We start from the raw sequence: 21,467 nt of genomic DNA on the forward strand, positions 1-21,467 counted from the left end.
CAGTAAAGTCAGATTTTCATGACACCGATTCCAGGTAAGTCATTCAGAGTGATCTTTCCTTTCACCACTTCCACCCCTTTAAAGCGATCATTAGAGATAAGCAGGTTGCCATCCAGGTCGGCAAAATCCACTAATGGCGAGAACTGTGAAGCTGCAGAAATAGCACAGGAAGTCTCTGTCATACAGCCCACCATGACACGCATGCCGAGTGCATGAGCCAATGTCACCATCTTCCATGCTTCACGCATACCGGTACACTTCATCAGCTTTATATTGATTCCCGTGAAAGCGCCTTTTAAAGCGGCTACATCTCCCAGACGCTGCAAGGATTCATCCGCAAATATCGGTAGCGGGCTCTGTTGTGTTATCCAGGCAATATCCTCTAGCTTCTCCTTAGGCATGGGCTGTTCTATCATCACAACGCCTTTTTCTTTCAGCCAATGAATCATATCGAGCGCGTATTGGCGGTCTGTCCATCCTTGATTGGTATCTATCGCTATCGGAAGGTCTGTTACCGAACGAATGGTTTCAATCATCTCCTTATCATTGTCCCGTCCCAGTTTCACCTTTAATATATTAAACTGATCGGCACACTCTTTTGTTTTCGCCCGCACTACATCCGGCGCATCGATGCCTATCGTAAAGGTAGTGGAAGGTGTCTTTTCTTTGTTCAATCCCCATATCTTATACCAGGGAGCGCCTAATAGTTTCCCTACCAGATCATGAAGGGCGATATCTACCGCAGCTTTCGCTGCCGTATCCTTTGGCGAGAGGCTGTCAACGTATGACAAAATGTCATCTAGCTGAAAAGGATCACTAAACTGTTCCAGATTCACTTTCCCAAGGAAATTCATCACAGACTCTACTGTTTCTCCCAAATAAGGAGGCATAGAGGCTTCTCCATATCCCGTCACGCCTTCATATTCTATTTCTACCTGCACATCGGGAGTTGTTGTACGCGAATAAGTGGCAACTGTAAACACGTGCCTCAACTTCAATTCATAAGGGAAAAAAGTCATTTTCATCTTCCCTCCCAAACCGAGCTTATTTATATGAATGGTAGAAAGCAACGATTCTCCGGCTAGTGCCTGACGGGCTACTAACCCCGAACTGAAAGCAGCCAAAGCTGCCGTTTTCAAAAAATCTCTCCTGTTCTGCATTCTTTTATTGATAAAAGGGGTTCTTATTTGTGGTATTCATTCCTTTCTCCTTATTTATATAAGGTAAGAAACGGACAGCAAAAAGTAAACGCTTCGTGTTGAATTCATCATAGTTTTGATCCGAAGGATTCATGCTGCTGACGTGCACATCTCCCAATGCGTGGATAAACTGCTTGTTTCCGAGGTAAATGCCGACGTGAGAAATACCTTCTTTACGTTCCGCAGTCGCTTTCCGGCCGAAAAACACCAGATCTCCCCGTTTGACATTAGAGAAGTCAGGAGCAATATCGATATGTTCGCCCACATAGGCCTGTTGAGAGGCATCTCTCGGGATAATAATGTCATGCATAAAAAGTACGGTCCGTACCAGTCCGCTACAATCCACTCCCTTGGAAGAGGTTCCTGCCCATAGATAAGGAATTCCCATCATCGAGTAAGCTGTTTCAATGATACTTTCAACATCTTGTTTCAGTGAAGCTCGCCATTCCGCTTCCGGTTGGGAAATGGATTTCGAAAGATATGCTTTCCGTCCGTCGGGATAAGACACTTGATAGAAATGTCCTTTGCTCCCCTCCCACTTCAAACGATTGCCCGCAACAACATCGGATACGGGTTGGGAACTCTCATCCGGTTTCTCATACGCAAATCCGTAGTGCGAGGTAACCACTATCTTTTCTGCCCGATTCCATTCATCATACCGTTCTTTCGACATGGGGGTAATTACCATCCGGTGCACCCATCCGGTATAATCATCCGGTGTTTGTATCTCGTACCAACCGTTATACTGAAGCACCTTGACCGGCATTCCCAACAATGCCTGCGTACTCATGCCGGAAGTAAATTTGCCTTCCTCGCGCAAATTGCAAACTGAAATATGTACTACCCCATAAGCCGAATCGGCAGGCATGGGACGTATTTCCTGTGCTTTCAGGCTAGCTGCCATCATCGCCAGGAAACAATAGAAAAGGAGGATATTCTTCTTCATTAAAATCCATTTTAATGATAGCAAAGTTAGAAATTATTTCTATTTGTGATACTTTCTTTGGCTAAAACAAAATAAATGACGTATTTTTGCAGTCTAAAGCAGTTGGCCGGTCTGTCGCGTGCATGTTTCGTGCAGGAGGAAAGTCCGGGCAACATAGAGCATCCTACTTCCTAACAGAAAGCTGTCCGCGAGGGTAGAGTAACGTAGAAGAAAATAACCGCCGCTCCTTTCGGGGAGAGGTAAGGGTGAGAAGGTGGGGTAAGAGCCCACCAGTCGCATGGCGACATGCGGGCTGTACGTCTTAGGAGTTGTAAGGTCATGTAAACCGGCGTTATGAGAGTTGCTCGCTCCATGTCGGAGGGTAGACCGCTAAAGTGTCGTGGTGACACGCCACTCAGATAAATGACAGGCACCTGATATAATTAAAGATTAATAATTGGAAATTATATGGGTACAGAACTCGGCTTATAGGCTGACTGCTTTTTCTTTTAATTATCCATTTAATTACAAATGACTAATGGATGAGGATCGACTGTTCGAGCAAGTCTGTTGTAATCAGTAATTAGTTGCTTGCAATTAGTAATTAGCGAAGAACTATGAAGAAGAAAATCACCGATATATGGAAGTTTCTTACGTATGACATCTGGCGCATTACGGAAGACGAAGTGACCCGAACCAAGTTCTCACTCTACAATATTATAAAGACCGTCTATCTTTGTATCAATCGGTTTACCAAAGACCGGATGGCCAATAAAGCTTCTGCACTTACTTATAGCACATTGCTTGCCATTGTACCGATACTTGCCATCCTGTTTGCCGTAGCGCGTGGTTTCGGGTTCGACAACCTGATGGAACATCAGTTCCGCAACGGTTTTGGAGGAAATACAGAAACAACGGAGGCCATTCTCTCATTTGTCAATTCCTATCTTTCACAGACCAAAGGAGGTATTTTCATTGGAGTTGGTTTGGTAATGTTGTTATGGACGGTTATCAATCTGGTCAGTAATATTGAAATCACCTTCAACCGTATCTGGGAAGTGAAAAAAGCACGATCCATGTATCGCAAGATTACGGACTATTTCTCCATGTTCCTGCTGATGCCGATTCTGATCGTGGTATCCGGAGGACTTTCTCTGTTTATGAGCACCATTCTCAAGCAGATGGATGATTTCGTCCTGCTCGCTCCTGTTATGAAATTCATGATACGGCTTATTCCTTTTGTCCTGACATGGCTGATGTTCACCGGGCTGTACATCTTCATGCCGAACACGAAAGTGAAATTCAAACACGCTCTCATTGCAGGTATTCTGGCAGGGTCTGCTTATCAGGCTTTTCAGTTCCTGTACATCAACAGCCAGTTGTGGGTGTCAAAGTACAATGCCATTTATGGTAGTTTTGCCGCACTTCCCTTATTCCTGCTTTGGTTGCAGATATCCTGGACAATCTGTTTGTTTGGAGCCGAACTGACGTATGCCGGACAGAATATCCGCAGCTTTAGCTTTGACCAGGACACCCGGAACATCAGCAGACGATACCGGGATTTTATATCCATCCTGATTATGTCACTCATAGCCAAACGATTCGAAAAGAACGAACCGCCCTATACGGCTGCAGAAATATCGGAGGAGCATCAGATCCCCATCCGACTGACAAATCAGGTACTTTATCAGTTACAGGAAATAGAATTGATTCACGAGGTTGTTACCGACGAAAAAAGCGAAGAAATCGGTTACCAGCCTTCAATGGATATCAATCAACTGAATGTGGCTGTCCTGCTGGACCGTTTGGACACATACGGCTCCGAGAATTTCAAAATAGACAAAGACGAAGAATTCAACGACGAATGGAAGGTGCTGACCGAATCCAGAGAAGAATACTATAAAAAAGCAAGTAAAGTATTACTGAAGGATTTGTAGGAAAGTCAAACCTTAAATCGCGAGAATGAACTTAACACAATATTAGAAAAAATGAAAAAGCTACTGCTAAGTGCATTTGTCATCTGTCTAGCAGGGACAAGCATTGCACAAGAATCTCCTTTATGGATGCGCCACTGCGCTCTTTCTCCAGACGGAACCACCATTGCATTTACCTACAAAGGAGACATCTACACGGTACCGTCAACCGGCGGACGTGCCACACAAATCACCACCAATCCGGCTTTTGATACGGAACCGGTATGGAGTCCCGACAGTAAACAAATTGCCTTTGCATCGGATCGCATGGGAAGTCTCGACGTTTTCGTCGTATCCAGTGAAGGAGGAGCACCCCAGCGACTGACCACTCATTCAGGCAGTGAGAAACCTGTTGCCTACAAAGACAACAAACACATTTTATTCACAGCCAACATTGCTCCCTCTGCCGAAGATGCCGGGTTTCCTTCCGGCCAGTTCCAGCAAGTGTACGAGGTAGCCGTGACGGGAGGACGCCCCGCTATGTTCTCATCCATGCCAATGGAGTGCATCTCTATTAATAAGGAGGGAGTGATGCTCTATCAGGACAAGAAAGGATACGAAGACTATTGGCGCAAGCATCAGGTATCCCCTATTGCCCGTGACATCTGGACATACACTCCCGGGAAAAAACCTGTTTATCAAAAACAAACTACTTTCGGAGGTGAAGACCGCGAACCGGTATGGAGTCCTGATGGTAAATCATTCTATTATCTAAGTGAAGAGAAAGGTTCCTTCAATATATTCCAACGTACTCCCGGAACCACCACTTCCCAACAAATCACTTTCCATACAAAGCATCCCGTACGTTTTCTAAGCATTTCAACCACCGGCACACTCTGTTATGGTTATGACGGCGAAATTTATACACTTACTCCGGGCAAACAACCCCAAAAGGTAAATATAAGTATCCTGGCAGACAAGAATGACAAAGATATTATCCGCCAAATCAAATCCAACGGGGCTACCGACATCGCTGTATCTCCCAAAGGAAAAGAGGTCGCATTCATTATGCGCGGTGATGTTTACGTAACCTCCATTGACTACAAAACAACCAAACAAATTACCAACACACCCGATCAGGAACGTAACATCAGTTTCGCTCCCGACGGACGCACACTCGTCTACTCTTCAGAACGCGATGGATTGTGGCAGCTTTACACTTCCACCATCGTACGCAAAGAGGAGAAACAATTCACCTATGCCACAGAATTGAAAGAAGAACGTTTGACAAACTCCAAAGTCGCTTCTTTCCAACCACAATTCAGTCCTGACGGTAAAGAGGTTGCTTTCCTCGAGAACCGTACCGCTATCCGTGTCATCAATCTAAAAAACAAGGCTGTGCGCACAGTGATGGATGCCAAATATCAATATTCTTATGCCGACGGTGACCAATGGTTCCAATGGAGCCCCGACAGCCAATGGATTCTATCAGACTTCATTGGCATAGGAGGCTGGAACAATAAAGACGTTGTTTTGCTGAAAGCCGACGGAAAAGGCGAAATGGTCAATCTTACCGAAAGCGGATACAGCGACAGCAACGCCAAATGGGTGTTGGGCGGGAAAGCAATGATATGGAACAGTGACCGTGCCGGATACCGTAGCCATGGTAGCTGGGGAAGTGAAGACGACACCTATATTATGTTTTTCGACGTCGATGCCTACAACCGCTTCCTGATGAGCAAAGAAGATATTGCCTTACTTGAAGAAGCGGAAAAGGCAGAGAAAGCAGAAAAAGAAAAAAACAAGAAAGAAAAGGCAGAGAAGAAAGAAGACACTAAAGACAGTAAGAAGAAAACGAACCAGAATGAGAATGCGAAAAAAGACAGTACAGAGATAAAGCCTCTTACATTCGATTTGGAGAATCGTTTTGACCGCATCGTCCGTCTAACTGTAAATTCTTCCCGCCTGGGTGACGCTGTCATGAGTCCGAAAGGTGATATTCTTTATTACCTGGCAGCTTTTGAAGGAGACTACGACCTTTGGGAGCATAAACTGAAAGAAAATACGACTAAAATATTATTGAAAGGAGTTGGCGGCGGCTCACTCATACCGGATAAAGAAGGAAAGAATATCTTTATGTGCACAGGCGGCCGATTGAAGAAAATAGAGATTGCCGGTAGCAAAATTACACCGATAGAATTTGAAGCATTCTTCGATTACCGTCCTTATGATGAACGCGCATACATCTTCGACCACGTTTGCCAACAAGTAAATGACAAATTCTATACTGCCGACTTGCATGGAGTGGACTGGAAAGGATATAAAAAAGCATACGAACGCTTCTTGCCCCACATCAGCAACAATTATGACTTCACGGAAATGTTGAGTGAATTGCTTGGCGAATTGAATGGTTCCCATACCGGAGCCCGGTTTGCAGCAGGAGGCAGCGCAATGCCTACCGCTACTCTGGGAGTCTTTTACGATGAGTCATACGACGGTGCCGGGTTAAAGATCAAGGAAATCATGAAGCAAAGTCCTTTCACGCAGAAAAAGACAGAAGTGAAGGCAGGTTGCATCATTGAAAAAGTAGACGGCACAACGATTGAAGCCGGTGCTGATTACTTCCCGTTATTTGAAGGCAAAGTCGGACGCAAAGTAGTACTTACCGTATACGATCCTTCTACTAAAAAACGTTTTGAAGAAACAGTAAAGGCAATCAGCTATGGAACTCAAAGCGAGCTGCTTTACAAACGTTGGGTAGAGCGCTGCACCAAGAAAGTGGAAGAGCTTTCCGGCGGACGCATTGCTTATGTACATATTAAAGGTATGGACAGCCCCAGCTTCCGCAAGATCTATTCCGAACTGCTCGGCCGTTATCGCAATAAAGAAGCCGTAGTGGTAGATACCCGTCATAATGGCGGCGGATGGCTACACGATGATGTAGTCACCTTACTTAGTGGAAAAGAATATCAACGTTTCGTGCCACGCGGACAATATATCGGCAGCGATCCATTCAACAAATGGCTGAAAGCCTCATGCATGCTAACTTGCGAAGACAATTATAGCAATGCTCATGGCACTCCTTACGTATATAAGACTCTAGGTATTGGTAAACTGGTAGGCGCCCCGGTGGCAGGCACGATGACCGCCGTGTGGTGGGAACGCCAGATAGATCCGTCTATTGTATTCGGTATCCCGCAGGTGGGTTGTATGGATATGCAAGGCAACTATCTCGAAAATCAGACCTTGCAACCTGATATTCTAGTTTATAACGAACCGGCAGCCAGCCTGAAAGGAGAAGATGCACAACTGAAAGCAGCAGTAGACTACCTATTGAAAGATTTGTCAAAAAAGAAATAAATATAGCATTATTGATGCCACCGGAAAAGCGGCATCAATAACACGCTAACTATCAACACCTTAAAAAAGCCATTTATTGGTTTTAAAGAAACAGGTCGTTCCTTTAAAAGGAAAGCATCGTTGGTTTAAAAGGAACGTCCCCTTCCTTTAAAACCAACGATGCTTTCTGTTATATGCTTATCCTAAAGGGCTAAGAATATAATTATTTTTCAATCAATAACGATTGTATGAAATCACCTTTTCTTTCGGCTTCCTTATCTTCTTACGTTTTTCCTTTGCCGGATAGCCAATGACAATATCCAGCAATAAACGTTTCGAAGCAGGAATACCGGCAAGCTGTTTCAGCTCTTTTTCATCGAACCAACCCAGAATACAAGAACCCAAACCTTCGGCTTCAGCTGCCAGAGAAATATGAGCAGCCGCTATTCCAATGTCGATCAACGGAAAATGCTTGCCTTTTACCTTTCCGCCAAGCAGGGAGGTTATATTAGCAGATTCTTCTACAACCAGAATATGCACGGGAGCATCTTTGGCAAACTTATTCATTCCCAAGCCAGCAGCAGCTTTCCCGGCTTTTTGAGCCAGTTCCTTGTCTGTGATGACCACAAACCTCCAAGGTTGTGCGTTGCAGGCCGAAGGCGCCAAACGTGCAGCTTCAAGTACCCGTTCCAACTTTTCCGGCTCCACCGGACGTTCTTTATCATACGAACGGTCACTTTGACGAGCCTGCACCAATTGAAGAAAATCAGTATATGCCATTTCCAATCCTCCAGTCACTTATTTATATTTTCTCATTTATATTGAATCATCCGGCTGATATACTTGCCGATAATATCGAATTCGATATTTACCACACTGCCAATCTCAAATGTATGGAAGTTCGTATGCTCGTATGTATAAGGAATGATAGCCACCTGGAAAGTATCATCCGTCGGATTACATACCGTCAGGCTAACACCGTTCACAGTCACCGAACCTTTATCCACGGTGATATATCCGCGTTTCGCCATCTCCTTGTCAAACGCATATCGGAATGTAAAATACCAGCTGCCTTCCGCATCCTTAATATCGATACAAGTAGCAGTCTGATCCACATGTCCCTGAACGATATGTCCGTCCAACCGACCGTTCATCATCATGCTACGTTCAACGTTCACCTTATCCCCCACTTTCAACAAACCGAGGTTAGAACGCTCCAACGTTTCTTTCATGGCAGTCACCGTATACGTATCATCCGTCAGAGTCACTACCGTCAGGCATACACCATTGTGAGAAATACTCTGGTCGATTTTCAACTCATTCACAAACGAACACTTAAATGTAAAGTGTATATTCTCCTGGTCTTTCACCAGTGCTACCAAAGTAGCATATTCTTCTACGATTCCAGAAAACATAATTCTATTTACTATTTACGATTTTACAATTGAAAGTACTCTCTTAATGCAAGGGTCAAAGATACGAATAAGGAAGCAGCTTAGAAAATAAGAGCAAAAAAAAATGGGGCTTTTCACAAAGCTCCATTTTTCAGTTTTCAATAGGTATTAGTTTTTTTTTAAGGTAAAAAGATTGTTTTCAGGATAACGGTGCAAATATAGGCGGTTTTACCGATACTATCCAAATTATAAAACATGTCATATAACATCTTTTTGAAAATTCTTTGGATTTATTATCATTTGAAGCAAAATCTCCTGTAACTTGTCCGTTACAGGAGACAAATATAAGATAATTTTTTAAGGAGCCCTAATTTCTGTTTAAAAATCGGCAGAAAATTACTTTTCCGGGTAATTTTCATCGGTTTTTCCACGATGTTTTAACACTTTGGCATCAATGAAGAATACAATCTCCTCGGCAATGTTGGTAATATGATCTCCCGAACGTTCCAGTTTACGGAACACGCTGACTAAATCTACGCAAGTATGTACAGCTTCCGGATGTTCGATAATATAGTCTGAAAGAATCCCTGTTGCATCCGCATTGATTTCATCTAGCAAATTATCCTTAGCAAACACTCCTGCCGCCAAATCATTACTCTCTTCATTCAAGGCACGTTTTGCCAGTTCCAGCATCGACAACACCTCTGCCTGCATCTCTGCCAGGCGAAGACGAGACAACAGCTCCGCATCCAATACCGGTTCTTTGCAACGAAGTACAAAACGGGCGATCCCTTCCGCAAAGTCACCCAAACGTTCCAGATTTGTGTTAATCTTCAACATAGCCAACACAAAACGAAGATCAATCGCCACCGGATTATACAATGCGATAATATCTTCCACATCACTATCTATCTTCAATTCAAAAGCATTCACCCTGCGCTCGCGAACCATCACCTGTTGAGCCAGCTCCTTGTCAAGGGTCAACACAGCCTCTCCGGCACGGTCAAGCTGGTTGTACACCAAGGTCCACATTTCATCAATTTCCTTCTTCAATAGGATGAGTTCCGATTCTATAAACTTTACCATAGTCTATTATATATAAATGATTAATATTCTATCAATTGGGTTCCAGATACCCGGATTACCCAAAACGTCCCGTTATGTAATTCTGGGTAGCCTCTTTCTCCGGATTGGTGAATATCTTTTTCGTCTGATCGAACTCCACCATTTCTCCCATATAGAAAAACGCCGTCTTATCACTGACACGGGCCGCCTGCTGCATATTATGCGTAACGATTACAATCGTATAATCCTTCTTCAGTTCATGAATCAACTCCTCCACTTTCGCCGTAGAAATAGGATCGAGCGCAGACGCAGGTTCATCCATCAGCAATACCGAAGGAGAGACAGCCATCGCACGGGCGATACAAAGACGCTGCTGCTGTCCGCCGGACAATGCATAAGCCGATTCCTTCAACTTATCTTTCACCTCATCCCAAAGAGCCGCTCCTTTCAATGTTTCCTCCACACGCTGGCGAATGAAAGCATTATCTTTTATTCCGTTCACACGAAGTCCGTAAGCCACATTCTCGAATATGCTTTTCGGGAAAGGATTGGGACGCTGGAACACCATTCCCACATTCTTGCGGAGTTCGTCCACTTCCACGCCTTTCGCATAGATATTATGTCCGTCGATACGGATTTCTCCCTCCAGACGGGTAGCAGGAATCAAATCATTCATCCGGTTGAAAAGCCGGAGGAAAGTAGATTTGCCACAACCGGACGGTCCGATAAAAGCAACAACCGATTTTTCCTCAATCTGCATGCTGATGCCCTTCAATGCATGAAAGTCCCCATACCAGAAGTTCACATCACGCGCATCTATTTTCACTGTATCCATATACTAATTTAGTTCGTTTTTACTCTTTTCTCAAAATACTTTCTCAAGGCATTAGCCAGCAGATTCACCAACAGGATAATCATAATCAATACCAATGCCGTGCCATAAGCCAGCGGCAGTTGTGCCTCCATATCCGTTCCACTGGTGGAAATCACATACAAATGATAAGGCAAGGCCATACACTGATCCAAAATGCCGGTAGGAAGTTGCGGCAGGAAATATGCGGCACAAGTAAACAGAATCGGCGCCGTCTCTCCCGAAACACGTCCCAAGGCGAGAATCAACCCAGTGATAATGTTCGGCATACCCATCGGCAAAATAACATGCCATATCGTCTGCAACTTCGTCGCTCCCAATGCCCGGCTACCTTCACGCATACTGTCGGGGATGGCTTTCAAAGCTTCCTCCGTTGTCCGGATGACCAAAGGTACGCAAAGCAAACCTAATGTCAAAGAGCCTGCCAGAATACTATCACCAAACCCCATATAATTGACAAACAGCGCCATACCGAACAATCCGAATACGATGGAAGGAATACCGCTCAAGTTATTGGTCATCACCCGGATAAAGCGTACCAACCTGCCTTTCGGCGCATACTCATTCATATAAATCCCACTCATCACCCCTATCGGGAATGCAAACAGCGCACTTCCCACCATCAGGTAGAAGGTACCGACAATAGCCGGCCAGATACCGCCACCTGTCATTCCGTCCGTAGGAGCCGAAGTGATAAAATCCCAACTGATAGCACCGATTCCCTTATAGATGATAAATCCCAGAATCGCAAACAATATCAGTACAATGCAAAGACTTAACAACCGGAAAATCCCGAAAGCGAGTTTCTGCGAACGGTGTTTAGCTTTATTATTACTCCGTATTTCCATCTTATTTGCTACGTTTTAATCCTTTAGAAGAAATATATTCCACACTAAAGTTGATAATCAATGTTATGAAGAACAGTACGACACCCAACAGGAACAATGCCTGATAGTGCGGACCACCCGCAGGAGCCTCTCCCAGTTCGGCGGCAATCGTAGCCGGAATGGTACGCAAAGGCTCAAGGATCGTTGTCGGAATCACAGCCGCATTACCTGTCACCATCAATACTGCCATCGTCTCCCCGATAGCACGTCCGATGCCAAGTACCACACCAGATGTAATACCCGAAATAGAATAAGGAATTACTACCTTATATATCGTCTGCCATTGAGAAGCCCCCAACGCCAGACTCGCTTCCCGCATTGCACGCGGACAGTTACGCATCGCATCTTCCGTCACCGTTATGATGGTAGGCAATGCCATAATGGCCAGTACGATACTCCCTGCCAGGCCGCTCTCTCCCACCGGAAGATTAAACAACTTCTGAATCAACGGAACGATGACAATCAACCCGAAAAAGCCATAGACCACGGAAGGAATACCGCTCAACAGTTCGATAATCGGTTTCAGCCAGTTCCGCACTTTCGGGTTTGCCACTTCAGACATATAGATAGAAACCGAAAGCCCGAACGGCAAAGCAAAAAGAATGGCGAACAGACTCACCCACAACGTACCGGTAATCAACGGCAGGAAGCCGAATTGAGCTGCCGGAGTGGCCGTAGGAAACCATTCGGCACCCGCAAATACATCTTTCACGGAAATGGTGTTATCCTCTATGAAATGCACCGCGTCCGGATGAACAATAAACTTCTGCGGAACAAAAGCTACGATACCCGGTGTTTTCTCTACCAGTTCCGTAATCTTGTCGCCTGCATATTCATAAGCAGGTCCCAGCTCCTCTTCCGTATAATACTGCGTTATATCCTCCAAACGAAAAACCCGGATAGGGAGATCTTCCCCACCGAGTTCCTTCCAGTTTGTGATCTCCTCATCAAAAACATTTTTTATCTGTGCAGGGCTCAACACACTAACTTTGTTGCTCTTATTCAGCGCCAACACATATCCCTCTTCAATCACCTTACTCTTGAACAGCCCGAAAGCTTCCGTGAAAAGGAAGAGTACAATCAGCAGAATAGTAATACTTGTCACGAAACCGCTACAAGTCAACATTCCTTCTATAATCCTTTCAAATACCTTTTTCATACCTACTATGATTTCTGATGCAAAGAAAGCGTCTCTTTATTAAGGAGGTGTGACTAACGTTTGAAGGAAATGTTTCAATCATGTTACGTTTGTGTTACAAGTATCATTTCCATTCCGGATGAAATGGAAATGTAATATCCGATTGCTTAATTTGCAAAGTCAATAAAAAGAAGAAATATGAAAGTGAGAAGAAACTTATTAATCGCCCTTTCCTTACTCTCGCTCGGTGCCAACGCACAACGTATAAAAGGTAGCGACACGGTACTGCCTGTCGCACAACAGACAGCAGAGCGGTTTATGAACCAGCATCCGGATGCCCGTGTCACTGTAACCGGTGGCGGAACCGGTGTGGGTATCTCCGCTTTAATGGATAATACAACGGACATTGCAATGGCTTCCCGCCCGATCAAGTTCAGCGAGAAGATGAAAATTAAAGCGGCAGGAGAAGAAGTAAACGAAGTGATTGTTGCCTACGACGCCCTCGCCGTGGTGGTGCATCCCTCTAATCCGGTGAAACAGCTGACCCGCCAACAGCTGGAGGATATTTTCCGGGGGAAGATAACCAACTGGAAACAGGTAGGCGGAGACAACCGAAAAATAGTAGTCTACTCGCGTGAAACATCGTCCGGTACTTACGAATTTTTCAAAGAGAGCGTACTGAAAAATAAAAACTACATGGCAAGCAGCCTTTCCATGCCGGCAACAGGTGCTATTATCCAGTCTGTCAGCCAGACCAAAGGAGCCATCGGATATGTAGGACTGGCCTACGTGTCTCCCCGTGTCAAAACGCTTTCCGTGTCTTATGACGGAAGCCACTACGCCACCCCTACGGTAGAGAATGCCACCAACAAAACCTACCCTATCGTCCGGCCGCTTTACTACTATTACAATGTAAAAAATAAGGAACAAGTTAACCCCCTGATTCAGTTTATTCTTTCATCCGACGGACAGGACATTATAAAAAAGAGCGGTTATATTCCGGTTAAATAAAAAAAATGTCCTACTTTTGTAGCCTAAATACAGATAACATTAACCGTTATGACAGATATTAAAAACGAAGAAGCAGGCGAAAAGAAAAGCTTGAACTTTATTGAACAGGCAGTAGAGAAAGACTTGAAAGAAGGTAAAAATGGTGGAAAAGTGCAGACGCGTTTCCCGCCCGAGCCCAACGGCTATCTTCACATCGGCCATGCCAAAGCTATTTGCCTTGATTTCGGCATCGCAGAAAAACACGGCGGTGTATGTAACCTTCGTTTCGACGACACAAACCCTACCAAGGAAGATGTGGAATATGTAGAAGCTATCAAAGAAGATATCCAATGGCTAGGCTACCAGTGGGGAAATGAATACTACGCTTCCGACTACTTCCAACAATTATGGGACTTCGCTATCCGCCTGATTCAGGAGGGAAAAGCATATATCGACGAACAGAGTTCCGAACTGATTGCACAGCAGAAAGGTACTCCTACCCAACCGGGTGTGGAAAGCCCTTACCGGAACCGTCCTATCGAAGAGAGCCTCGAACTTTTTAAGAAAATGAATAGCGGCGAGATCGAAGAAGGCGCCATGGTGCTCCGTGCCAAGATTGACATGGCTAATCCGAATATGCACTTCCGCGATCCGATTATTTACCGTGTAGTGAAACACCCGCACCACCGTACGGGTACTACCTGGAAAGCTTATCCGATGTATGACTTCGCCCACGGACAGAGTGACTTCTTCGAAGGAGTGACTCATTCTCTGTGCACACTTGAATTTGTGGTACACCGTCCGCTTTACGACCTCTTCATCGATTGGTTGAAAGAAGGAAAAGACCTGAACGACAACCGTCCCCGTCAGACTGAATTCAACAAACTGAACCTAAGTTACACCCTGATGAGCAAACGTAACCTGCTCACACTGGTGAAAGAAGGATTGGTAAACGGATGGGACGACCCTCGTATGCCGACGATCTGCGGTTTCCGCCGTCGCGGTTATTCACCGGAGTCCATTCATAAGTTTATCGATAAAATCGGATATACCACTTACGATGCCCTGAACGACATCGCCCTGTTGGAAAGCTCTGTCCGGGATGATTTGAACAGCCGTGCTACCCGTATATCTGCAGTAATCAACCCGGTTAAATTGATTATCACCAACTATCCGGAAGGACAGGTTGAAGAACTGGAAGCAATCAACAATCCGGAAGATCCGGAAGCAGGAAGTCACCTGATCGAGTTCAGCCGCGAATTGTGGATGGAGCGCGAAGACTTCATGGAAGACGCTCCCAAGAAATATTTCCGCATGACACCGGGGCAAGAAGTACGTCTCAAAAATGCTTATATCGTGAAATGTACCGGTTGCAAGAAAGACGAAAACGGTGTTATCACAGAAGTATATTGCGAATATGACGCAAATACCCGCAGCGGCATGCCGGATGCGAACCGCAAGGTGAAAGGTACGCTCCACTGGGTAAGCTGCAACCACTGCCTGCAAGCAGAAGTACGTTTGTACGACCGTTTGTGGAAAGTGGAAAATCCACGTGACGAACTGGCCGCCATCCGCGAAGCAAAAAAATGCGAAGCACTGGAAGCCATGAAAGAAATCATTAATCCGGATTCATTGAAAGTTCTGCCCAACTGCTACATAGAGAAGTTCGCAGCTACCCTGCCTCCACTCTCCTATCTGCAGTTCCAACGGATCGGTTACTTTAATATCGACAAAGAATCAACCCCGGATAAACTAATCTTCAACCGTACAGTAGGGTTGAAAGACACATGGGGTAAGATTAATAAATAACTAAGCTTTCAAGCTTAACTTTACAATGGGGCTGTGTCAAAAGGATCATCATCTGAACTTTTGCAACAGCCCCATCTTAGCAATTAAAAATCTAAAAGTAAAATGGGTAGAAAAAATTCGCCATCAGCAAAAAAGGAACTAGTCACACTAATCACAAACTACGAAGAAGCAAAAGCAGAAAACCGACAACTTTATCTGGATGCTGACCAATTGGCCGACATCGCCGACTGGTATGCCTCCGAACGAAAATTTGAAGAAGCACAAGAAGTAATCACTTATGGACTTAAAATACATCCGGGAAACACAGATTTGCTTATAGAACAAGCATATCTTTACCTGGATACCCAAAAGCTGCAAAAAGCAAAAAAAGTAGCGGATTCGATTACCGAAGAATTTGATTCCGAAGTGAAACTGCTGAAAGCCGAACTATTGCTGAATGGAGGAAAACTGGAGGAAGCTCAATGGCTGTTAAGCACAATAGCGGATGCCGACGAGCTGGAAACAATCATTGATGTTGTATTTCTCTATCTGGACATGGGATACCCGGACGCAGCCAAAGAATGGCTCGACAGAGGTAAATCCCGTTATACCGAAGATGAAGAATACATGGCTCTCACAGCCGATTATCTGGCATCGACCCATCAGGTAGAATCAGCCATCATCTATTACAATAAACTCATTGACAAATCTCCATTCAACCCTTCCTACTGGATGGGACTGGTGAAATGTTACTTTGTCCAGGAACAAATAGACAAAGCCATCGAAGCCTGTGATTTCGCATTGGCAGCCGACGATCAGTACGGGGAAGCTTATGCCTACAAGGCACATTGTTTCTTCTATCTGAACAATTCGGATGATGCCATCGAGAATTACCAAAAGGCGATTGAGCTCAAAGCCATTCCCCCCGAACTGGGTTACATGTTTATGGGAATATCCTACGGTAATAAAGAAGAATGGCAAAAAGCCGATGACTATTACGACAAAGTGATCGAACGTTTTGAAGAAGACGGAGACAAGCAGTCTATTTTATTGATAGACACCTATACCAGCAAAGCATTCGCCCTCTCTCACCTGGAAAGGTATAAAGAGGCGCATGAGTTATGCGAGAAAGCCAAAGAGATAAACCCGAACGAGGGATTGATTTATCTGACAGAAGGAAAACTATACCTGGCAGAGGAACTAGAAGACGAAGCTGCCATCTCTTTCGAAAAAGCGATAGAGATCAATCCGAACATAGAAATGTGGTATATGATTGCCTCTGCTTATTCGGAAAGTGACTATCTGATCGAAGCGAAAGAATACTTTGAAAAAGTGTACCAGATAAATCCGAAATACGAAGATGTGACGGAGAAATTGAGTGTTCTTTGCCTCATGCACGGTGAAATCGACAACTTCTTTAAATATAACAAGGAATGTGAACATCCACTGGAAGAAGACATGATCCTGGATCTGTTGAACAGTCCCGAACACAGAGAAGAAGACGAAAGAACTCTCAAAGAAGTGTGGGAACGCATGAAAAAAGAGAATAAGAAAAAAACAAAAGGAAAAAAATAAATCAATTTATAAATTCTATCCTCAAAAAACATGGAATCAGTAGCAGAACTTCTTAAATGGGTATTAGAAAACTTGAACTATTGGGTAGTCACTATTTTTATGGCTATCGAAAGCTCTTTTATTCCCTTCCCCTCGGAAGCCGTAGTACCCCCTGCCGCATGGAAAGCTATGGCAGACGACAGTATGAATATCTTTCTCGTTGTCCTATTTGCAACTATAGGAGCAGATATCGGTGCATTAGTTAATTATTACCTGGCACGTTGGTTGGGTCGTCCTATTATCTATAAATTCGCTAACAGCCGTTTAGGGCACATGTGCCTTATTGACGAAGAGAAAATACACCATGCAGAAGAATATTTCAGAAAGCACGGTGCAGCCTCTACTTTCTTTGGCCGTCTTATTCCGGCTGTACGCCAACTTATCAGTATTCCCGCAGGGTTAGCCGGCATGAAAATAGGTCCTTTCCTGCTTTATACAACTCTCGGCGCTGCTATATGGAACAGCATATTAGCTTTGCTCGGATACCTGATTTACCGTTTTACAGACCTCAAAACGACTAACGATGTCTATGTAATGGCCACCGAATACAGTCACGAAATCGGCTATGTCATTATAGCAGTGGTGGTAATTGTAATCGTTTTTTTGGCTTATAAAGGGCTGAAAAAAAGAAAATAAGTAGTAAAATACTCATTGCAAAGCCACAGAGGACGCAGAGAACACAAAGCAAGAACATAGAGTTACCGGGGCATCCATTATTGTAAATCGGCTATTACCCGTTAAATTCTTACTTCTTTGTGTATTCTACGTCCTCTGTGGTTTATTTTTTGTGGTAGATAAGAGCTAATTAGAAATTAAACTGAACTCCTACTCCCAATATCTCTTTAAATTGCACACGAGCACCTTTTGTACCATCCTTTTGCACGATTTTCACATCATCGTCATACATCAGGTTAGTAGTAAGTGTGGTTGAGAACCATTTATTGATAATCATATTTACTTGTACTTCCCAGTTCACATCTATATTCAGCGGCTTATGCAGATAATCGGAATATAGATCCAAACGTGAATATACCGTCATATTTTTCAAGAATTCATATTTGGCTTCTCCTTTCAAGTTAGCACCGAAGCTGGATAATAGATGTTTGCCCGGATCCACTCCATAAGCTCCTTCGTCAGAGAGACGGTCATTGAGTACAAATGTTCCGCGCCACGCAGCAGGAGACAATACAACGGTAAATATCTTACCCGGATCATACGTAAAGCCCAAACCGGTAGTCAAATAGGCAGGAGCCATAAATTCGGAGATAGCAATGTCTTTATTGACGGAGTAGTCATATCCTGGAGAAAACTGTGTCTGGAAAGTGGCGAACGCACTGGCATACCAACTTTTGGCAATAGCATAGCCATAATTCGTATTCAAATAGATTTTATCATTTGCTTTCCTGGTTCCGTCGTCACCGGTCTTATTTAATCCATAAGCCAGTTCGATACGATTATTCCACAGATGTTTTCCTTTCTTATAATTAATCTGATAAGTGCCCTGCAAGTCAAAGGCAACGGAGTTATCACCTCCGGCAGCCCAATTAGTGAGGCTCACTTGCGTTAGTTTCAGTCCGGCAAATCCTTCTTTTGTCCAGGGAGAAATTTGTGTACTATCGGCAGTTTGGGCCGACAAGGTTCCAACGCCCATACATAACAGGGCGATGAATAGAGTTTTCATTTTGTTCATGATAGTTGAGGTTTAGTGTAGAAAAAACACAACCTAACAAGAACGGAGCCTTGGCAGTTTACCAAGCCTTTTTACCAGTTCCCATTAGGTCAAAATCTTTAAGATAAGTAGCAGGCTTAAGTATTAAGTATTAGCCATATTCGTTTATTAGCTGCAACTAATAGTTAATACCTAATACTTAATACTCCATATTCTATATTACTTTACAGCAGCTAAGGCTTTGTCATAATCAGGCTCCTGGGTGATTTCAGGAACAAGTTCCGTATATGCAATTTTGCCATCTTTGCCAATCACAACTACCGCACGCGCCAAAAGTCCTGCTAACGGACCATCTGCCATACGCACTCCGTAACTTTCGTCGAAATCAGAGAAGCGGAAATCAGACAATGGAATTACATTTTCAATACCTTCTGTCGTACAGAAACGGCCGTGTGCAAAAGGAAGATCCTTAGAAATAGCCAATACTACCGTATCTTTCAATCCGGCAGCCATTTTATTAAACTTACGTACAGAAGTTGCACATACGCTGGTATCCAGACTAGGGAAAATATTTAAAATCACATTTTTACCATTTAAATCTTTCAGAGAGAAAGAAGATAAATCTGTTTTTACCAGCTCGAAGTCAGGAGCTACCTTACCTACTTGTATAAATTCACCGATCAGTTTCACCGGTTGTCCTTTGAAATTTGTTGTTGCCATAATGCATGTATATTTAAAATTTACTTTATATAGGAAACAACTATTCCCCCAAATATGTTCACGGAAAACCTTTTCTAAATTCAATTTGTTATTCCTCAACGAAATCACTCTAGTGTTCAATTTAAAATATAAAATGTATGGAAACTGTATTCAATGAGATTCAACATTCAGTAAAAAATTGGTGGACTTCTCTTCTTTTGGGAATCGTGTATATCATTGTAGCCCTTTGGCTCATGTTCTCACCCGTAAGCACCTATGTAGCTCTAAGTATCATTTTCAGTGTATCGATGCTGATAAGCGGTATTCTGGAAATCATCTTCGCTCTTAGCAACCGGAAAGGTGTCCCGAGCTGGGGGTGGTATATCGTAGGAGGACTCATCGACCTCGTTCTGGGTATTTACCTGATTGCCTATCCGATGGTCAGCATGGAAGTTATCCCTTTCATCATAGCCTTCTGGCTTATGTTCCGAGGGTTCTCCTCCACCGGCTATTCCATCGACCTGAAACGTTACGGAACCCGCGACTGGGGCTGGTACATGGCTTTCGGTATTCTTGCCATCCTGTGCTCTCTTTTAATATTATGGCAACCCGCCATAGGAGCGCTCTACGCAGTGTATATGATTTCTTTTGCTTTCCTCATCATCGGACTTTTCCGTGTCATGCTTTCATTTGAATTAAAGAATCTGCATAAAAGAAAATAAAAAGCTTTCGGCACTTACTTTGGGATTTTGTTTATCTTTGTAGGCAATTTACATAAATCAATTAATTAAAAAGGAAGAAAATTATGGCAATGCATACATGGTTTGAGTGCAAGATCCGTTATGAAAAAGTAATGGAAAACGGAATGCAGAAGAAAGTAACTGAACCTTATCTTGTTGACGCACTCAGTTTTACAGAAGCAGAAGCACGGATTATTGAAGAAATGACTCCGTTTATCTCCGGAGAATTTACCGTTTCGGATATTAAACGTGCCAACTATAGCGAACTTTTCCCTAGCGACGAAGAAAGTGCCGACCGCTGGTTCAAATGCAAACTTATTTTCATCACTCTGGATGAAAAAAGCGGTGCTGAAAAAAAGACTTCCACCCAAGTACTGGTACAAGCTGCCGACTTGCGCGACGCAGTCAAGAAGCTGGATGAAGGAATGAAAGGAACCATGGCAGATTATCAGATCGGTATGGTATCCGAGACTCCGCTCATGGATGTATATCCTTACAGCGCCGAACCGAATGACAAACCGGAGTTTGATCCATCAAAAGCATAAGTAACAATGAGTATTGCTGACAATTTAAAGCAAGTGCTGGCCGAACTCCCTCAAGGAGTCCGGCTGGTTGCTGTCTCAAAATTCCATCCCAATGAAGCGATAGAAGAAGCATATCAGGCGGGACAGCGTATTTTTGGAGAAAGCAAAGTGCAGGAAATGACAGCTAAATACGAAAGTTTGCCCAAAGACATTGAATGGCATTTCATCGGACACCTGCAGACGAACAAAATCAAATACATGATACCATACGTAGCGATGATTCATGGAATTGATAGTTATAAACTGCTGGCCGAAGTCAACAAACAAGCTGTCAAAGCGGGACGTACAGTGAACTGCCTATTGCAGATTCACGTTGCGCAGGAAGAAACCAAATTTGGTTTCAGTCCCGAAGAATGTAAGGAGATGTTGAATGCCGGAGAATGGAAAGAGCTGACTCATGTACGCATCTGCGGATTAATGGGGATGGCCAGCAACACCGATTGCATTGAACAAATCAACCGGGAATTTGGTTTACTAAATAGGCTCTTTAACGAGATAAAAACAACTTGGTTCATCCACTCCGATACTTTCTGCGAGCTGTCGATGGGAATGTCACATGACTACCACGAAGCCATTGCCGCAGGAAGTACGTTGGTACGGGTAGGAAGCAAGATTTTCGGAGAACGAATTTATTAATCAGGAGTAAAAAACA

Annotated in this window: 19 protein-coding genes and 1 other RNA gene; 10 read left to right on the plus strand and 10 right to left on the minus strand. The window is 43.9% G+C overall.

Going from position 1 to position 21,467, the window contains the following annotated elements:
* Positions 1 to 8 precede the first annotated feature (8 nt).
* A complete protein-coding gene (locus KQP79_RS14990) occupies positions 9 to 1,160 on the minus strand; it encodes a dipeptide epimerase (protein ID WP_138343904.1) in 1,152 nt (383 codons plus the stop codon).
* Between the two features lie 4 nt (positions 1,161 to 1,164).
* Positions 1,165 to 2,145 (minus strand): NlpC/P60 family protein, encoded by a 981-nt coding sequence (locus KQP79_RS14995; protein ID WP_008651519.1) that lies wholly within the window; start codon positions 2,143 to 2,145, stop codon positions 1,165 to 1,167.
* Between the two features lie 98 nt (positions 2,146 to 2,243).
* Between KQP79_RS14995 and rnpB the strand changes: the two genes are divergently transcribed.
* The 3 genes from rnpB to KQP79_RS15010 all read left to right on the plus strand — a co-directional run bounded on the left by rnpB (position 2,244) and on the right by KQP79_RS15010 (position 7,397).
* Positions 2,244 to 2,629, plus strand: an RNA gene (gene rnpB, locus KQP79_RS15000) — RNase P RNA component class A.
* A 112-nt stretch (positions 2,630 to 2,741) separates the two neighbouring features.
* A complete protein-coding gene (locus tag KQP79_RS15005; protein ID WP_004296663.1) occupies positions 2,742 to 4,061 on the plus strand; it encodes a YihY/virulence factor BrkB family protein in 1,320 nt (439 codons plus the stop codon).
* A 51-nt stretch (positions 4,062 to 4,112) separates the two neighbouring features.
* On the plus strand, positions 4,113 to 7,397 hold the full coding sequence (locus tag KQP79_RS15010) for a S41 family peptidase (RefSeq protein ID WP_008651518.1): 3,285 nt from the start codon (positions 4,113 to 4,115) through the stop codon (positions 7,395 to 7,397).
* 213 nt (positions 7,398 to 7,610) lie between these two features.
* Here the strand turns inward: KQP79_RS15010 and KQP79_RS15015 are convergent, their stop codons facing one another.
* The 6 genes from KQP79_RS15015 to pstC form a co-directional block, all read right to left on the minus strand.
* Positions 7,611 to 8,156: a nitroreductase family protein gene (locus tag KQP79_RS15015; RefSeq protein ID WP_008777194.1), complete on the minus strand. Its 546-nt coding sequence runs from the start codon at positions 8,154 to 8,156 to the stop codon at positions 7,611 to 7,613.
* Positions 8,157 to 8,188: 32 nt separating this feature from the next.
* A complete protein-coding gene (locus tag KQP79_RS15020) occupies positions 8,189 to 8,791 on the minus strand; it encodes a riboflavin synthase (RefSeq protein WP_004303876.1) in 603 nt (200 codons plus the stop codon).
* A 375-nt stretch (positions 8,792 to 9,166) separates the two neighbouring features.
* Positions 9,167 to 9,856 (minus strand): phosphate signaling complex protein PhoU, encoded by a 690-nt coding sequence (gene phoU / locus KQP79_RS15025; RefSeq protein ID WP_004296659.1) that lies wholly within the window; start codon positions 9,854 to 9,856, stop codon positions 9,167 to 9,169.
* 55 nt (positions 9,857 to 9,911) lie between these two features.
* Positions 9,912 to 10,670, minus strand: a complete 759-nt coding sequence (gene pstB / locus KQP79_RS15030; RefSeq protein WP_004296658.1) for a phosphate ABC transporter ATP-binding protein PstB — start codon at positions 10,668 to 10,670, stop codon at positions 9,912 to 9,914.
* Between the two features lie 8 nt (positions 10,671 to 10,678).
* Positions 10,679 to 11,554 (minus strand): phosphate ABC transporter permease PstA, encoded by an 876-nt coding sequence (pstA, locus tag KQP79_RS15035; RefSeq protein WP_118161539.1) that lies wholly within the window; start codon positions 11,552 to 11,554, stop codon positions 10,679 to 10,681.
* A 1-nt stretch (position 11,555) separates the two neighbouring features.
* The gene (gene pstC, locus KQP79_RS15040) at positions 11,556 to 12,752 is read right to left on the minus strand and encodes a phosphate ABC transporter permease subunit PstC (RefSeq protein ID WP_118032911.1); all 1,197 of its coding nucleotides are present in this window, start codon (positions 12,750 to 12,752) and stop codon (positions 11,556 to 11,558) included.
* A gap of 177 nt (positions 12,753 to 12,929) precedes the next feature.
* On the opposite strand from pstC, the gene KQP79_RS15045 reads away from it, so the two are divergent.
* The 4 genes from KQP79_RS15045 (at position 12,930) to KQP79_RS15060 (ending at position 17,759) form a co-directional block, all read left to right on the plus strand.
* A complete protein-coding gene (locus tag KQP79_RS15045; protein WP_004296655.1) occupies positions 12,930 to 13,742 on the plus strand; it encodes a PstS family phosphate ABC transporter substrate-binding protein in 813 nt (270 codons plus the stop codon).
* A 48-nt stretch (positions 13,743 to 13,790) separates the two neighbouring features.
* On the plus strand, positions 13,791 to 15,530 hold the full coding sequence (locus KQP79_RS15050; protein ID WP_004303881.1) for a glutamine--tRNA ligase/YqeY domain fusion protein: 1,740 nt from the start codon (positions 13,791 to 13,793) through the stop codon (positions 15,528 to 15,530).
* Between the two features lie 102 nt (positions 15,531 to 15,632).
* Positions 15,633 to 17,084 (plus strand): tetratricopeptide repeat protein, encoded by a 1,452-nt coding sequence (locus KQP79_RS15055; RefSeq protein ID WP_004296653.1) that lies wholly within the window; start codon positions 15,633 to 15,635, stop codon positions 17,082 to 17,084.
* 30 nt (positions 17,085 to 17,114) lie between these two features.
* Positions 17,115 to 17,759, plus strand: a complete 645-nt coding sequence (locus KQP79_RS15060; protein ID WP_004296652.1) for a DedA family protein — start codon at positions 17,115 to 17,117, stop codon at positions 17,757 to 17,759.
* 169 nt (positions 17,760 to 17,928) lie between these two features.
* On the opposite strand, the gene KQP79_RS15065 is transcribed toward KQP79_RS15060, so the two are convergent.
* Positions 17,929 to 18,813 (minus strand): DUF3078 domain-containing protein, encoded by an 885-nt coding sequence (locus KQP79_RS15065; protein ID WP_004296651.1) that lies wholly within the window; start codon positions 18,811 to 18,813, stop codon positions 17,929 to 17,931.
* A 198-nt stretch (positions 18,814 to 19,011) separates the two neighbouring features.
* Complete coding sequence (gene tpx, locus KQP79_RS15070; protein ID WP_004296650.1) at positions 19,012 to 19,512, minus strand: thiol peroxidase; 501 nt, start codon at positions 19,510 to 19,512, stop codon at positions 19,012 to 19,014.
* A 137-nt stretch (positions 19,513 to 19,649) separates the two neighbouring features.
* Between tpx and KQP79_RS15075 the strand changes: the two genes are divergently transcribed.
* The 3 genes from KQP79_RS15075 to KQP79_RS15085 all read left to right on the plus strand — a co-directional run bounded on the left by KQP79_RS15075 (position 19,650) and on the right by KQP79_RS15085 (position 21,451).
* Positions 19,650 to 20,213: an HdeD family acid-resistance protein gene (locus KQP79_RS15075; protein ID WP_004296649.1), complete on the plus strand. Its 564-nt coding sequence runs from the start codon at positions 19,650 to 19,652 to the stop codon at positions 20,211 to 20,213.
* Between the two features lie 83 nt (positions 20,214 to 20,296).
* Positions 20,297 to 20,776, plus strand: coding sequence for a DUF4494 domain-containing protein (locus KQP79_RS15080; RefSeq protein WP_004296648.1), 480 nt, complete (start codon positions 20,297 to 20,299; stop codon positions 20,774 to 20,776).
* A gap of 6 nt (positions 20,777 to 20,782) precedes the next feature.
* The gene (locus KQP79_RS15085; RefSeq protein ID WP_004296647.1) at positions 20,783 to 21,451 is read left to right on the plus strand and encodes a YggS family pyridoxal phosphate-dependent enzyme; all 669 of its coding nucleotides are present in this window, start codon (positions 20,783 to 20,785) and stop codon (positions 21,449 to 21,451) included.
* Positions 21,452 to 21,467: the final 16 nt, after the last annotated feature.

It is taken from the genome of Bacteroides sp. DH3716P, from assembly GCF_025914115.1.
GTDB classification, from domain to species: Bacteria; Bacteroidota; Bacteroidia; order Bacteroidales; family Bacteroidaceae; genus Bacteroides; species Bacteroides ovatus.

Excerpts from the sequence above, each read along its gene's own strand:
- KQP79_RS14990 (WP_138343904.1), bottom strand. The coding sequence starts at position 1,160 with ATGCAGAACAGGAGAGATTTTTTGAAAACGGCAGCTTTGGCTGCTTTC.
- KQP79_RS14995 (WP_008651519.1), bottom strand. The coding sequence starts at position 2,145 with ATGAAGAAGAATATCCTCCTTTTCTATTGTTTCCTGGCGATGATGGCA.
- KQP79_RS15005 (WP_004296663.1), top strand. The coding sequence starts at position 2,742 with ATGAAGAAGAAAATCACCGATATATGGAAGTTTCTTACGTATGACATC.
- KQP79_RS15010 (WP_008651518.1), top strand. The coding sequence starts at position 4,113 with ATGAAAAAGCTACTGCTAAGTGCATTTGTCATCTGTCTAGCAGGGACA.
- KQP79_RS15015 (WP_008777194.1), bottom strand. The coding sequence starts at position 8,156 with ATGGCATATACTGATTTTCTTCAATTGGTGCAGGCTCGTCAAAGTGAC.
- KQP79_RS15020 (WP_004303876.1), bottom strand. The coding sequence starts at position 8,791 with ATGTTTTCTGGAATCGTAGAAGAATATGCTACTTTGGTAGCACTGGTG.
- phoU (WP_004296659.1), bottom strand. The coding sequence starts at position 9,856 with ATGGTAAAGTTTATAGAATCGGAACTCATCCTATTGAAGAAGGAAATT.
- pstB (WP_004296658.1), bottom strand. The coding sequence starts at position 10,670 with ATGGATACAGTGAAAATAGATGCGCGTGATGTGAACTTCTGGTATGGG.
- pstA (WP_118161539.1), bottom strand. The coding sequence starts at position 11,554 with ATGGAAATACGGAGTAATAATAAAGCTAAACACCGTTCGCAGAAACTC.
- pstC (WP_118032911.1), bottom strand. The coding sequence starts at position 12,752 with ATGAAAAAGGTATTTGAAAGGATTATAGAAGGAATGTTGACTTGTAGC.
- KQP79_RS15045 (WP_004296655.1), top strand. The coding sequence starts at position 12,930 with ATGAAAGTGAGAAGAAACTTATTAATCGCCCTTTCCTTACTCTCGCTC.
- KQP79_RS15050 (WP_004303881.1), top strand. The coding sequence starts at position 13,791 with ATGACAGATATTAAAAACGAAGAAGCAGGCGAAAAGAAAAGCTTGAAC.
- KQP79_RS15055 (WP_004296653.1), top strand. The coding sequence starts at position 15,633 with ATGGGTAGAAAAAATTCGCCATCAGCAAAAAAGGAACTAGTCACACTA.
- KQP79_RS15060 (WP_004296652.1), top strand. The coding sequence starts at position 17,115 with ATGGAATCAGTAGCAGAACTTCTTAAATGGGTATTAGAAAACTTGAAC.
- KQP79_RS15065 (WP_004296651.1), bottom strand. The coding sequence starts at position 18,813 with ATGAACAAAATGAAAACTCTATTCATCGCCCTGTTATGTATGGGCGTT.
- tpx (WP_004296650.1), bottom strand. The coding sequence starts at position 19,512 with ATGGCAACAACAAATTTCAAAGGACAACCGGTGAAACTGATCGGTGAA.
- KQP79_RS15075 (WP_004296649.1), top strand. The coding sequence starts at position 19,650 with ATGGAAACTGTATTCAATGAGATTCAACATTCAGTAAAAAATTGGTGG.
- KQP79_RS15080 (WP_004296648.1), top strand. The coding sequence starts at position 20,297 with ATGGCAATGCATACATGGTTTGAGTGCAAGATCCGTTATGAAAAAGTA.
- KQP79_RS15085 (WP_004296647.1), top strand. The coding sequence starts at position 20,783 with ATGAGTATTGCTGACAATTTAAAGCAAGTGCTGGCCGAACTCCCTCAA.